Source organism: Desulfonatronum lacustre DSM 10312 (assembly GCF_000519265.1).
GTDB classification, from domain to species: domain Bacteria; phylum Desulfobacterota; class Desulfovibrionia; order Desulfovibrionales; family Desulfonatronaceae; genus Desulfonatronum; species Desulfonatronum lacustre.
Window position 1 is genome coordinate 2,888,849 of record NZ_KI912608.1, and the last position, 13,350, is coordinate 2,902,198.

At 60.8% G+C, this 13,350-nt stretch carries 12 protein-coding genes; 8 read left to right on the plus strand and 4 right to left on the minus strand.

Annotated elements, in window-relative coordinates:
- Positions 1-30 precede the first annotated feature (30 nt).
- The 7 genes from DESLA_RS0113625 to DESLA_RS0113655 all read left to right on the plus strand — a co-directional run bounded on the left by DESLA_RS0113625 (position 31) and on the right by DESLA_RS0113655 (position 6,331).
- Complete coding sequence (locus DESLA_RS0113625) at positions 31-300, plus strand: DUF370 domain-containing protein (protein ID WP_028572889.1); 270 nt, start codon at positions 31-33, stop codon at positions 298-300.
- Between the two features lies 1 nt (position 301).
- Complete coding sequence (gmk, locus tag DESLA_RS0113630) at positions 302-928, plus strand: guanylate kinase (protein WP_028572890.1); 627 nt, start codon at positions 302-304, stop codon at positions 926-928.
- A gap of 15 nt (positions 929-943) precedes the next feature.
- The gene (pyrF, locus tag DESLA_RS0113635; RefSeq protein ID WP_028572891.1) at positions 944-1,711 is read left to right on the plus strand and encodes an orotidine-5'-phosphate decarboxylase; all 768 of its coding nucleotides are present in this window, start codon (positions 944-946) and stop codon (positions 1,709-1,711) included.
- Positions 1,693-2,475, plus strand: a complete 783-nt coding sequence (locus DESLA_RS20550; protein ID WP_051434689.1) for a tetratricopeptide repeat protein — start codon at positions 1,693-1,695, stop codon at positions 2,473-2,475. Before pyrF ends, DESLA_RS20550 begins: the two co-directional genes overlap by 19 nt.
- A 76-nt stretch (positions 2,476-2,551) precedes the next feature.
- Complete coding sequence (locus DESLA_RS20555; RefSeq protein WP_028572892.1) at positions 2,552-3,430, plus strand: HDOD domain-containing protein; 879 nt, start codon at positions 2,552-2,554, stop codon at positions 3,428-3,430.
- A gap of 95 nt (positions 3,431-3,525) precedes the next feature.
- On the plus strand, positions 3,526-5,196 hold the full coding sequence (recJ, locus tag DESLA_RS0113650; protein WP_028572893.1) for a single-stranded-DNA-specific exonuclease RecJ: 1,671 nt from the start codon (positions 3,526-3,528) through the stop codon (positions 5,194-5,196).
- Positions 5,197-5,200: 4 nt separating this feature from the next.
- A complete protein-coding gene (locus tag DESLA_RS0113655; protein ID WP_028572894.1) occupies positions 5,201-6,331 on the plus strand; it encodes a glycosyltransferase in 1,131 nt (376 codons plus the stop codon).
- Here DESLA_RS0113655 and DESLA_RS0113660 read toward each other — a convergent pair.
- Genes DESLA_RS0113660 through DESLA_RS0113675 form a run of 4 tightly spaced genes read right to left on the minus strand, consistent with a single transcriptional unit; the run spans position 6,307 to position 12,608 of the window.
- Positions 6,307-7,575, minus strand: coding sequence for a M48 family metallopeptidase (locus tag DESLA_RS0113660; RefSeq protein WP_028572895.1), 1,269 nt, complete (start codon positions 7,573-7,575; stop codon positions 6,307-6,309). The two genes, DESLA_RS0113655 and DESLA_RS0113660, sit on opposite strands and share 25 nt — an antisense overlap.
- A 36-nt stretch (positions 7,576-7,611) precedes the next feature.
- Positions 7,612-9,513: a GTPase domain-containing protein gene (locus tag DESLA_RS0113665; protein ID WP_028572896.1), complete on the minus strand. Its 1,902-nt coding sequence runs from the start codon at positions 9,511-9,513 to the stop codon at positions 7,612-7,614.
- Positions 9,510-11,390: a hypothetical protein gene (locus tag DESLA_RS0113670; protein WP_028572897.1), complete on the minus strand. Its 1,881-nt coding sequence runs from the start codon at positions 11,388-11,390 to the stop codon at positions 9,510-9,512. Before DESLA_RS0113670 ends, DESLA_RS0113665 begins: the two co-directional genes overlap by 4 nt.
- Before the next feature lie 54 nt (positions 11,391-11,444).
- A complete protein-coding gene (locus DESLA_RS0113675; protein ID WP_028572898.1) occupies positions 11,445-12,608 on the minus strand; it encodes a pyridoxal phosphate-dependent aminotransferase in 1,164 nt (387 codons plus the stop codon).
- Positions 12,609-12,707: 99 nt separating this feature from the next.
- Here DESLA_RS0113675 and DESLA_RS0113680 point away from each other — a divergent pair, with 99 nt between their 5' ends.
- Positions 12,708-13,184: a hypothetical protein gene (locus tag DESLA_RS0113680; RefSeq protein ID WP_028572899.1), complete on the plus strand. Its 477-nt coding sequence runs from the start codon at positions 12,708-12,710 to the stop codon at positions 13,182-13,184.
- Positions 13,185-13,350 lie beyond the last annotated feature (166 nt).

Genomic DNA, 13,350 nt, shown 5'->3' on the forward strand with positions numbered 1-13,350 from the left:
ATCAACTTTCAGCCGAGGAGGAAGAGGTCCATGTCCAAAACAAGCCTGCTGAACATCGGGTACGGCAATTTCGTCGTCAGTTCCAGAATCATCACCATCGTCAACCCGACATCCTCTCCCATGCGCCGACTGCGCGAAGAGGCCAAGGCGGACAAACGACTGATCGACGCCACACAGGGCCGAAAGACGCGCTCCATCGTCATTACGGATTCCAATCACGTCATTCTCTCCGCCATTCAGGCCGAAACAATCGGACAGCGTTACACGGTCCGCGACGACGGCCCGGACGAAGACAAGTAGCATGGCCGGAGAACCAGGACGGTCCCGTCAGGGCATCCTTATGGTGATCAGCGCCCCCTCGGGTACGGGCAAAAGCACGCTGATCAACCGGTTACGCGCCGAATTCCCCCGCCTGGCCTTTTCGGTGTCCTACACGACCCGAGCTCCCAGAGCCGGTGAACAAAACGGACGGGAGTATCATTTCGTCGACATGGAGACGTTTATCCGCCTCCGCGATGCGGACGAACTGGCCGAATGGGCGGAAGTCCACGGCAATTTCTACGGAACCTCCAGACCGGCGGTCCAGGCGATGTTGGAACAGGGTCTGGACGTACTGTTCGACATCGACGTCCAGGGATCCCGGCAACTGCGCCAAGCCTTTGCCCAGGGCGCGTTCATTTTTCTCTTTCCTCCCTCAATGCGGGTTTTGGAACAACGACTGCGCGGCAGAGGCACCGAAACCGAGGAATCCCTGGCCAAACGCCTGGCCAACGCCCGCCGGGAACTGGAACAGGCGGATTTTTTCGATTACTGGATCGTGAACAACGACCTGGAGTCGGCCTATCGGGATCTACGCAGCGTGTACCAGGCCGAAGGCCTGCGCAAGTCGTGCAACGCCGGACTCGTGGAGCAGGTCCTGGCCAACTGATCTCCCGAGGAGCCCATGCCTGAACTGATCGTCGCCCTGGATACGCCGGATCTGAATTCAGCTCTGCATCTCGTCGACCGGCTGCGGCGGCACACGCGCTGGTTCAAGGTCGGTCTGGAACTGTTCTCCGCGGTCGGCCCTCGGGTCGTGGAGACCCTGCGTTCCAGGGACTGCGATGTTTTTCTGGACCTGAAATATCTGGACATCCCGAACACGGTCCAGGCCGCCGCCCGGGTCGCGGCAGGCCTGGGCGTGAACATGCTCACCATCCATTTGTCCGGCGGGCAACGGATGGTTCAGGCCGCCCTGGAGGGCGTCCGCCGAGGAACTCCCTCTTCCGCGTCTGTTCCCTTGGTGGTTGGGGTGACGATGCTCACCAGCCTGAATCAGGAAGATCTTTCCTGGATGGCGAAACCCGGTGACAAAGCCGCTCCCGATCCGGGCGGCCTGGCTCTTGTCTTGGCCGAGCACGCCCGCCGATGGGGCGTGGACGGCGTGGTCTGTTCCGCCCAGGAAGCGGCCGGGATCAAATCCATCACCGACGCGGCCTGTATCTGCGTCACACCGGGAATCCGCATGCCGTCCGACCAACAAACCAAAATCGCGCAGGACGATCAATCCCGGGCCCTCACTCCGGCCGAAGCCGTAGCCGCCGGCAGCGACTATCTGGTGGTGGGCCGCCCCATCACCAGAGCGGACGACCCGGCCCGAGCCGCGGAATCCATTATGCAATCCATGGCAGCGACGATTGAAAGGAGGCATCCATGGCCGAACCTTCCGTGAAAACTCCGTCCAATGAACACAGCCGACAAACCAAGGAGCGAATCAAAGGCGTTTTTTCTTCCCAGGTGCTGACCAAGATCGGTACCGGCACGACGATGCGCAAGAGCATCCAGAAAAGTTATTTTTTCGTCCAGGAACTGGACGACGGGACCATTGAAGTCCAGCCGCTGAACGTAAACTACGTGCCCTCCGGCCCGAAACAGATTTTGTCCAAGGATGAATTTCTGGAAAAATTTTCACCGGAGCCGGAATTCTACACCATTACGGTCATGCCCAAAATGCGGGAGTTGGAGAAGACCATTGCCCGAGGCGACCGGCACCGCAAGCGCGGCGAGACGTTCAGCGCGGAAATGGAATACGGCAGTGCCGTCAGGGTCGACGAAGAAAACGTCCGCGCCAATTTCGGATTGGGATTGACCTACCTGGAGCGTGGGGCCACGGACAAGGCCCAGGATATTTTCGAACGTCTGGTCAAACTGGAAGCGGCGTATGAGTCGGAGCACAAACATCTGTTCAATGAATTCGGCATCAACCTGCGCAAAAACAAGATGATCGACCAAGCCCTGGATTACTATGCCCGAGCCCTGGAGCTTTCGAAGAACGACGAGAACCTTTACTACAATATCGCCCGGGTCTGCCTCGAAAAAAAAGACATCCCAAAAACCGTCGAAATGCTGACCAAAGCCCTGGAGATCAACCCGGAAATGCCGGAAGCCCATAAATTTATGGACTTCCTTAAAAGCAAAGGCTTGGCCAAGACGTAATCCAACGAAACGCAATCTCACGATTCGCTCCGTCGGTCACGTCATGCTTCGAGACCTAACCTCAAAGGGAGTTTCGGTGGCCTTTCACACCAGAGGGCAGGATTTTTTAAACCAAATACCAGAAATCCAACAGGATCTTCCGGTTTCCCCGCAACTGTTCCAGACGCTGTTTTTGCTGACCAGCGAGCAATCCAGTTCGTCGCTGGTGGACATCGCCAAGGTCGTCGAGAAAGATCAGGGACTGACCGTTCGCATTCTGACCATGGCCAATTCGGCCTATTACGGATTGCAGTCCCAAGTCGGCTCCGTGCATCGGGCCGTGATGATCCTGGGACTCCAGGAAGTCCGTAAACTGGTTCTGCTTTTGAACATCCGCTCCCTGGAACAACGCTTGGATGCTACCCTGTTCGACGTTTCGACCCATTGGCGACACCAAGTGGACGTGGCCCATGCCGCCAAAATCATGGCCGGCCACGCTCCGGGCGCGGATCCTGAGGAACTGTTCACCATCGGCCTGCTCCATGACCTGGGCAAGATGATCACCGCCCTGTACCGCCCCGACGACTGGAAAGCCATCCTCGAGCTTCGTTCGACGAAGAATGTTCCGCTGTTCATGGCCGAAGACGCCTATTGGGGGCTGGACCACGCCCTGATCGGCGCGATGACCCTGAAATCCTGGTTTTTGCCCGCTTCCCTGACCGAACCCATCAACTGGCATCATGCCCCTGAGCTGGCCAAGGATTTCGGGATGCAAGCCAGGATGATCCGGCTGGCGGACGTTCTGGTGCTTCATCAGCTTGATCATCATGGACGCGACTGGCCCGAAACAAATCTTCCCGCCAAGGACATTCGCGACCTCCAGCTTCCTGAAGACCTCGAACACAATTTAATTCCCGAAATGCGGGCCTCGGGCCGGACCGATCTGTTCCTGCGGGGCCTGGGAATTGCCGCATAAAGCCCCAAAAATCCTTCTGATCAGCACCGTCCCTTGTCATCATCATGCACACACTCCCCACCTTCCCCGACAAAACGTGGAGGTTTCGCTCCGCTTTGCCCGAACGACGTCACGTCAGGAACCTGGCCGCCGACCTGGATATTTCCCCGCTTCTGGTCAATCTGCTCTGGAGCCGCGGAGTACGCACGACCGAGGAAATGGATTTGTTCCTGTCTCCCGGACTGCGACATCTGGCCCAACCGGAGCAATGGTGCGGCCTGACCGCTGCCGGAGAAACCCTTGCCAAAGCCATCGCCCAAGGCAGGAAACCGGCCATTTGGGGCGACTACGACGTGGACGGGATTACCAGCACCGCGCTCCTGCTGCTTTTTTTCCAGGCCAGAGGCGTCGAGGCGGACCACCATATTCCCCATCGACAGACCGAGGGCTACGGACTGAACATTACCGGTATCGAGGACCTGGCCCGGCGCGGGATCGGCTTGTTGATCACCGTGGACTGCGGCATCAGCCATCTCCGGGAAGTGGCCCGGGCCAAGGAATTGGGCATGACCGTGGTGGTTTCCGACCACCATCTGCCCGGCCCCGACCTTCCGGCCGCGGACGCGATCATGAACCCCAAGATCGGCGACTGCCCGTGCCCCAATCTGGCCGGGGTGGGCGTGGCCTTTCTTCTGGCCGCGGTGCTCAACCGGATGCTTCCCGGCGAACCTCTGGACATGCGTCAATTTCTGGATCTGGTAGCCTTGGGCACTGTGGCGGACATCGTGGAACTGACCGGACAAAACCGGATTCTGGCCAAGAACGGTCTGACCATGCTCAAGGAGGGCAAACGTCCGGGCATCCTGGCCCTGAAGGAAGTCTGCGGATATAAACCAGGCGCGGTGCTGGACGAGGACCGGGTGGGGTTTGGTCTGGCCCCCCGGATCAATGCCGCTGGCCGGCTGGGTCATGCCGAAACCGCCCTGCGCCTGCTGCTGGCCCGAGAGATGACCGAGGCCAGGGAACTGGCCAAGGAATTGGACGGCTACAACACCCACCGCCGGGACATCGGCAAGGAAATCCAGGAGGAAGCCCTGCGCCTGGCCCTGGAGCAAAAAGACCGCTTCGGACTGGTGCTGCACGCCCCGCACTGGCACGAGGGCGTCATCGGGATCATCGCCTCCAAGGTGGCGGAAACCCATTACCGCCCGGCCATCATCCTCACGGACCACGAATCCGGCCACCTCAAGGGGTCCGGGCGGAGCATCCCGGAGTTTTCGCTCTACGAGGGGCTCGTGGCCTGCCAACACCTGCTGGACGGTTTCGGCGGTCACAGCCAGGCCGCCGGGCTACGGCTACGCCGGGACAACCTCGCGGCCTTTCAGGAAGCCTTCAATGCCGCGGCGGCCCGGGCCCTGGACAATACCCCGCCCAAGCCCACCCTGATCCTGGACGCGCCATTGAACTTCGGGGAAATCGACTACGATCTGCTCAAGGAGCTGGAACTCCTGGCCCCTTACGGCGCGGACAACCCAAAGCCGCTGTTTCTCTCCCCTTCGGTGACCGTGCGCAACCGCAAACCAGTGGGCGCGGACCATGTATTCCTGGATCTGCGCGACGACGAGGCCGGGGTGACCATGCGGGCCAAGGCCTGGAATCAGGCCGAAAACCTGCCCCGAAGCGTTGCCGGGAAGTCCATGTTCCTGGCCTACACTCCGAAATTCAACGAATTCAACGGCGTGACCAGCATCGAACTGGCCTTGCGGGACTGGGCGCTTCAGGGATGACGCCGTGCACGTTCATCACCACACGACCTTGCAATCCCAGGGCGGCACGGCCCGTGTCGCCCTCAACCTCATGGACTGGCTTTCCAGGCAAGGGGTCACCAGCTCCCATTCCTTCGAGATCCAGGACGGCGCCGACTCCGGAGAGCGTCTTCAACCATCCGCGGTTGCCGAGCATGTCCGCCATTCAACCAACCTTCCAAGCAGCCAAATCGTCGTCCACCTTCACGGCTCAGGCGACTGGCCCACGTGCCTGGAAGGATTCGCGGCCAACCCTCACGGGCTGGTAATCACCCTCCACGACTGTCGCCTGCTCACCGGAGGCTGCGCCTATCCCCTGGAGTGCGGGTTCTGGAAAACCGGTTGCCGGGAGGCCTGCCCCCAAAACCTGCCCGCTCCCGCCCACCACCATCAGGCCGTTTTCCGGCTGCTGGCAACGCTCCGTCCGCTCCTGATCTCCCCCTCCGCCTGGCTGAGCCGCATGGTCCGGGAAAGCCATCCCCAGGCCCAAATCCAAACCATCCCAAACGCCGTCCCGGAAAAGCCCGGCCCATTGGCAATCAAATCAGCCGCCGTCAAAACGGCCATGAAGCGGGAACTGGGCATCGACGTCGCGGGGAAAGTCGTCCTCTTCGTGGCCCATGGCGGCAAGCAGGCCAGGTACAAAGGTGGACACCTGTGGGACCGGATCTGGAAACACATTAAGAAGGGCGAGCCCCGGGCCGTGGCTCTGGCCGTGGGCGGAGACGCTCTGCGCCGTTCGGGTGACTTTCTCGAGCTGCCCTATCTGGACCAGGAACACCTCTCCCGCTGCATGAACGCGGCGGACGTACTGGTCTATCCCAGCCTGGCGGACAACCACCCCCTGATCATTCTCGAAGCCATGTCCCGCGGCCTGCCCTGCGCGGCCTTTGCCAGCGGCGGCATTCCCGAACAGATCATCCATGAGCACAGCGGATTGCTGGCGCCTTTGGGCGACGTGAACCGCCTGGCCGCCTCGGCCCTGAACATTCTCAGAAATCCACGCCTCGGCAACCAGCTTGCCAAAACCGCCCAGGACCGCTTTATCCGACTGTTCCAAATGGAACACATGGGCCATCGTCACCTTCGGCTCTACGCCGACCTGCCGCGATTCTGACCGGACAGGGCCGCCTCGCGTTCCAACAGCGTGGGGTGGGAATAGTGGAATGCGCTGTACAGGGGGTGGGGGGTCAGGTTGGAGAGGTTCTTCTCACTGAGTTTGCGCAGGGCCCCGATCATCGGGTCGGCGCCCGGTCCTTTTTCCCGGGCGAAACGGTCCGCCTGATATTCATGGTTGCGGGAAAGCCGGTTCATCAGCGGAGAAAGCCAAAACGTGAACAGCCCGGCCACCAGGGCGAAGAGCAGAAAAGCCGGTCCCGCGCCGCTTTGCGCGTGGTGAAACCCGAACGCTTCGATGAACGCCGGGCTTTGCAGCAGCCAGGCCAACAGCGCGAAGGAGACCAGCCCGAATCCGGCGGACAGGGCCAGCATTTTCGGAATATGGCCGAGTTTGTAGTGGCCGATTTCATGGGCCAGCACGGCTTCCAACTCCTCCTCCGACAACTGCTCGATCAAGGTGTCGAAGAGTACGATCCGCCGGAACCGCCCGAACCCGGTGAAAAAGGCGTTGGAATGGCCGGACCGCTTGCTGCCGTCCATGACCTGGATGGTCTTGGCCTTGAACCCGGTCCGGTCCGCCAGGGCCATCAGCCGCTGTCGCAGTTCGCCCTCCGGAAGCGGGGTCAGCGTGTTGAACCAGGGCAGGATCAGCATGGGGTAGAGCACCATCATCACCAACTGAAAGACGAAAAAGACCACAAAGGCCCAGATCCACCACCAAGGTCCGATCCAGTCGATCAGGAATAATATCCCGGCCAGCAGGGGCAGGGCGATGATCACGCCCAGGATCAGCCCCTTGATCTTGTCCGTGATCCACAACCGCATCGTGCTGTTGTTGAATCCGAATCGCTCCTCCAGCCGAAACTGGGCATGGTGATCCAGGGGCAGGCCGGGCAGGGAGAGCAGGATCATCACGGCAACCAGATACAACCCCTCCCGCCAGACCGAAGCCGACGACCCACCGCCGAACAGGTCGTACGCCCACGGCAGCAGCCCGGAAAAAAGCACCGCCACAAGGACCACCGCTCCATACACCTCGCCGAACAGCCCAAACCGGCTTTTGGCCAGGGTGTATTCCACGGACTTGCGATACGTCGCCTCATCCATCACCTCGCGCAAGGCCTTTGGCGGCGCATGCCTCCGGCGGCGTACTTCGCGCATGTTCAAAAGAATCAACCAGCCTTCCCAAATCACCTTGGCGAGCAAGGCGGCCGAAACCACGATGAGAATCAATGTTTGCATCTTTATAAAATCATATATTACAAGTTGGTAAGTTTACTAATCGTTTTTGGCTTCATGAACCACGGCTCCGAAGCGCGACGGATCCAATTCCTGTTGCAGCACTTCCAGATTCACCCGCAGGGCGTCCTCCAGATCCCGGACTTGGTTCAACAGGTCTTCGATTCCTTCGCGCACCCGGCGCAGGGATTCGGTTTCCGCCGGGGCGTCCAGGGCCTGGACCAGTTGCTCCGGCGGGGGGAGGTCGCCGGAGCGGGTCAAGGCGACGGAAACGAGCAGGTATCCCGGAAAAAGGCTGATCAGGAACACCGCCACGGCGGTCAGATAAAAATCAAAGGGCAGCCATTCCCCGGCCAGCCAACCGAGAACCAGGCGCAGGGCGGCATGGCCGAAGACCAGCACCGGCAGGAGATTGCCCGCCAGGGTGTGTGCGAGGCCCAGGCGCTGGACGGCCAGTTGGTCGGCACTGGCAAGCACGGCTTGTTCCAAGCGCTCTTGGAAAATTTCCCGGGTGCGCTGGTCCTGCTCCAAGTGTTCCGACGTCCGGGGCAACACGCCTTGGGAGCGCAGCACGTTCAGGCTTTGATGCAGCAGTCGGGCCGTCCAAAGGGCCTGCTCCGCTTCAGGCGACGAAGCCGGTGGTTCAGGAACTGATGGTTTCGCGCCGTCCAGCCGGTCCAGTCCGAGGTCCTGCAAGGTTCTGCGCGCATCCTGGACGACCTCGGTCAATCGGCGTTCCTCTTCAGCGGAAAACCCTTGCAGGATGGTCCGCATGGGTAAAATCCCCTGCCAGGCGGCCTTGGCCGCGTGCCACCCGGCCCGGAGCATCCTGGTCAGGGACGGCCCGCCCGCGGACATCCTGGCCAGGTGATAGGCCAGGCCGGAAAAGGCCAGCCGCCCGCGCATCCACACCGGCAGGGCCAGGAAGCCGCCCACGCGGCCCGGAGCGGCCCGCCAGGCCTGTTCCCGAATGATCCGGCGCAGCATGTCCCGGCTTTGGGGCGTGGATACGGCTCGCAAAAAGACCGAGCGCACCCGCTGGTCCAATTCCCGCTCATGGGTCAACAGGGTTTGATGCAACGTCTCCAGGTCTCCGCGCGCTGATCCGGAAAGGGCGTGCCGGATCTGGTTGAATGCGTCCTCCACGCGCAGAGCCCGGACCTGCTCCCTGGCCCGGTGGGCGAACAGGGCCGCGCGCAGCCGTTCCAGACGCTCGTTCAACCCATTTGCACCGTTTTGCGCCGCCACCGCACTGACCGCGAAAAAACCGTCCAGGTCCAGGTCAAAGCCCAGTTCCCGCACCCGGCCCAGAAAATCCGCGCACACGGCCTCCCGGTCCTGCTCCGGAATCTGGTCCAGCTTATTCAGCACGAAAAACCAGCGCTTGCGGGCCGCCCAGCGCCGGACCTCGTCCTGGACCCTGAAATTGGCCCGCTTGTCCGGGCTGCCGACGTAGACCACGATGTCCGCCCGTTCCACCAACCGACGGGTGCGCTCCAGATGCACGGACTCCGTGCTGTCCACGTCCGGAGCGTCGATAAGAACCGTTCCGGACAAGCGGTGATCAATGGTCACCACATCCGCTTCGTCCAGAAAGGTGAGATGCTGTTTGTCCGCCGGGGCCGCCGCGACATGGGCGTGAGTGGTCTTGGGGCGAATCGTGGCCGAGGTCGGGCTGAGACCGGGCTTGTCCAGCAGGGCGTTGAACAGTTCGGACTTACCCACCCCGGTCCCCCCCAGCAGCACGATGCACACCGGACGGTCCAGATATCCTTCGAAACCACCAGAACCGGCTGCTTCGCCATCCAGGACGGTCACGGCCCGCTCCAGGCGCAGGGCCATGGTCTGGGCCGCGGAAAGGCGGTCGAATGACCGGACTTCCTGGATCAGCTCCTGAATCCTGGCGACGATCCGCCGGGAAAATAATTGTGGCGCGGTCATGGATGGTCTCCTGGTTCGCCGTGTTTTGGCCAATCCGCCCGAATCGCCTCCGCGGCGGCCAGACAGGCTTCAGGATCGGCCTCATTCAGGGCGCGAATCCGCTCTTGCCAACCCTGCGCAAAAAACGGTTCCGCGAGATGCTCGCGCAGATGGGCCTCCAATTCATCCCGACGCTGGGCCCGCCATTTGGCGTCGGCCTTTTCCAAGATATCCTTGAGTTTGAGTTCCTCGAACATCTTCAACACCGTTCCCGCACCCAGACTCCCGGCCCCTGCGGCCCCGGCCACGCCGAGCTGACCCATAGCGCCAAAGACTCCACCGGACACAGCCAGATCCAAAACCAATGCCGCGCCGCCCAGCAATACCAGCATTTCCGACAACGTTCCCACCAGGGAGCCGTACCAGGGATGCTGTCGTGACCAGTCCCGGACGTCGGCCCGGAGCGCCTCCTTCCAATCGTCGCGCACCGGGGGCGGTTCGTGTTCCTGAAACTGCCGGGCCGCTTCCCGGCAGTTCTGCGCGGAAAACAACTCCGCCTCCGTGGAAAAATCCCGTCGCCAGGCTTCCAAAAGCACGTCCACGGCTTCTTCCAAGCGCCGCTGTTCCAGTTGTCGGCGATCCCGCAACACCGCACGGCCTTCGGTCTTGCGAAACCGTGTGAACAATTTGCGTACGGAAAACAGCATGCCCGCTGCCTGGGCCATGGGAAACGTGACGATCCGCAACCAGCCGGGCCGACTTTCCTTGACCACGTCAATGATCAACTCCACCAACTCCCCGGCGGGAAACTGGGACCCGGCGATCCGCTCGCTGACCTCGACGATTCGCTGATCCGCGGTCTTCAGACGCCCGCGCAGCTCGTCCCGGATCGCCACGGCTTCCCGAGCCAGTCCCTGGGCCGCGGTCAGCCCCTGATCCACGACCTCCAGGAGATTGGACCAGTACACCCCCACGGCGTCCTGGCCCTTGATCAGGGACCAAAAATCCGGACCATCCGAATCCAACGGCCGGATACCCTCCAATTTCGGTAAAGCATCGCGCGGCGCATAATACACCGCCGCCTGTTCCAAAAACGCGCCGATCCGCCGTCCATCCCCTCGCAAATCCTGAAATTCCGGAGCCTGTCGGACATGATTCAAGACATCCTCCCAGATGTCCCGGGCTGCGTCAGCCTCGGCGGGAGCCGACAGCTTGGTGATCACGTAGACCAGATGCCCGGCCCGCCCGGCGGCGATGCGCAACTGCTCCATGACCGCGGCGTCCTTGTACGCTTCGGGATAAACCATGAAGACCACGGTCTCCGCCCGCCCGAGCATGGCCTCGGCCCGGGACCGATTGCCCCGCTCCACGGTATTGAAATCCGGCACGTCCACCAGGATCAACCAGGCCGATTCCGACTGGTGAACTGACTGGCGAACCGGTTGGTGAACCGATTGATAATCCGGGTAATACTGAAAAAAAAGGTCCGTCGCCGGTCGCTTCCCGTCACGGAGCACGTCCATCTCGGTCAACGGATGCATCCGGTAGCCGGGAAAGAGTTCGTCCAGGTCCAGGTCCTCCCGCAACGGTTCCGGAACGCCCACGGTGCAGTTGAAGGTCATGGGCCGCCGCGTTTCCCCGGCAGGCACGGGAATGCCGGTCAGCAGCCGAAAAACCGTGCTTTTCCCGGCTCCGCTGGGCCCGAAAAGCACGCAGACCAGACATACCCTGCCCCCATGAACAAGAATCCGCCCCGGCCTGCCCACCAACTCGGACCACCCAGGCAGACAGTTCAGATCAACATCCTCGCGGCCCATGGCCCGATGCACCCTGGGCACGCAGTCCAGAAGGCGGCTGAGTTGCCGCTGAATGGATGATGAAAATTCGGTTTGCAACATGACGAATCGCTCATCAGCAATATATTAAATTAAAAAACTGCTATTATTGAAAAATTACACGCCATACTGCTCAATATACCCCTCCAGCCGACGCATGCCCTCCTCCAAATTTTCCAGGGAATTGGCGTAAGAAAAGCGCAAAAAGCCTTCGGCGTTGGCGCCGAAGTCGATGCCCGGGGCCACGCCGATCTTGGCCTTGTCCAGGATATCGAAGGCCAGCTTGAGAGAGTCCGCTCCCAGGTGCCGGGCATTGGCCAGGATATAGAAGGCGCCGGTGGGTTCCACGGCGACGCCCAGGCCCAGTTCTCGCAGTCGGCGGACCAGGAACTTGCGCCGCTGATCATAGACGGCCCGCATCCGGGCCACGTCCGGCCCGGCGGATTCCAGGGCAGCGATGCCGGCCCATTGGGCCATGGCGTTGGCGGAAATAAAGAAGTTCTGGTGCAGGATGCGCAGGGTGGGGATGAATTCCCTGGGCGCGATGACGTAGCCCAAGCGCCAGCCGGTCATGGCGTAGGCCTTGGAGAATCCGTTGAAGACGAAGGCCCGATCCGTAAACTCAAGGACGCTGCGCTCCCGGCCCTCATAGACCAGGCCGTGATAGATCTCGTCGGAAAGAATCCAGGGATGCCCTTCCGACTCGGCGCACATTCGGGCAAGGTTTTGCATCCGTTCAGCGCAGAGCAGGGTCCCGGTGGGATTGGACGGGGAGTTGATCAGGAGACCGCGGGTTTTGGGCGTGATTCTGGATCGCACGTCCTCGGGCCGGAACTGGAACCCGTCCTCCTCCAGCGTGGGCACGCACACCGGCACGCCGCCGACAAAACGGATAAAGTTCAGATAACAGGCATAGTGGGGGTCTGAGACGATGATTTCCTCACCCATGGCCAACAAAGCGGAAAAAACCAGGAACATGGCCGGCGAAGTGCCGGCGGTGACGATGATCTGGTCCGGATGGACCTCAACGCCGTAGGTTTCCTGGTAATGGCGGCAGATGGCCTCCCGAAGCTCGATGATCCCCTGACTGTGGGTATAGTGGGTGTGGCCGTCCATCAAGGCCTTACAGGCGGCCTGCTTGATGCACTCCGGGGTGTCGAAGTCCGGCTCGCCGATCTGCATGTGGATCACGTCGTGTCCCTGGCAGGCGATGCTTTGACATTTCTCAAGAACTTCCATTACATAAAACGGCTTCATGCCGGTACAGCGATGTCGACTCATGATGTACGCTCCAATGCGATTTGATCGCGGGTTTCTATCCGGGATTTTGCCCGCGACCGCAATCCCAAACTCTATGCCAGGACGAATGGAAAGAAAAGTTTGACCGACCAGTCTCCCCTCCTTTCAGAATCCGATTTTGCCAGCTATCACCATCAGCACCTGTTTCACGCCGCCGGAGAAGGATATTTCCTGACGTGGTTCGACCGGGATCTGGAACATATTCTGGACCGGGCATGGAATTCTTCGCCCAGTGCGGCATTCGCCCTTCATCAACGAATGACCAGGCGGATCATGGAAACGCTGGTCGCCCATATTCCCCAGGTTCGAGAACACGGGTGCGCTCCGCTGCCGCCCTGGACTCCGATTTTGGATCAGGCCATGGTTTTGCTTGACGTCCGATATCTTCCCGGAGGCCGGTTCAACCGCGCATACGCGGTGTTGACCTTCTGGCCGTGGCGGGCCAGGGGCGGCGGGGGGGCCAGCGGGTGTTTCGGGTGCGCCTTGCGGCAAGGCGATCCAGACACTGGTCAACGGGATTGCCAAGGACGGTTTTTCGATGTTCGCAACTCGATTTGATCATCGCGGTTCAGGCCTGATATATGAATCAAAAAATCTCATTATTTAAACATGATGACAAAGATAGGAAAACCATGGTATATATCTTCGTTTTTTACGAACAGAATATACCTCCACCCATGAACCACCCCCCCAAAGGAACATCGAAGATTCTGTTCCGCACCCT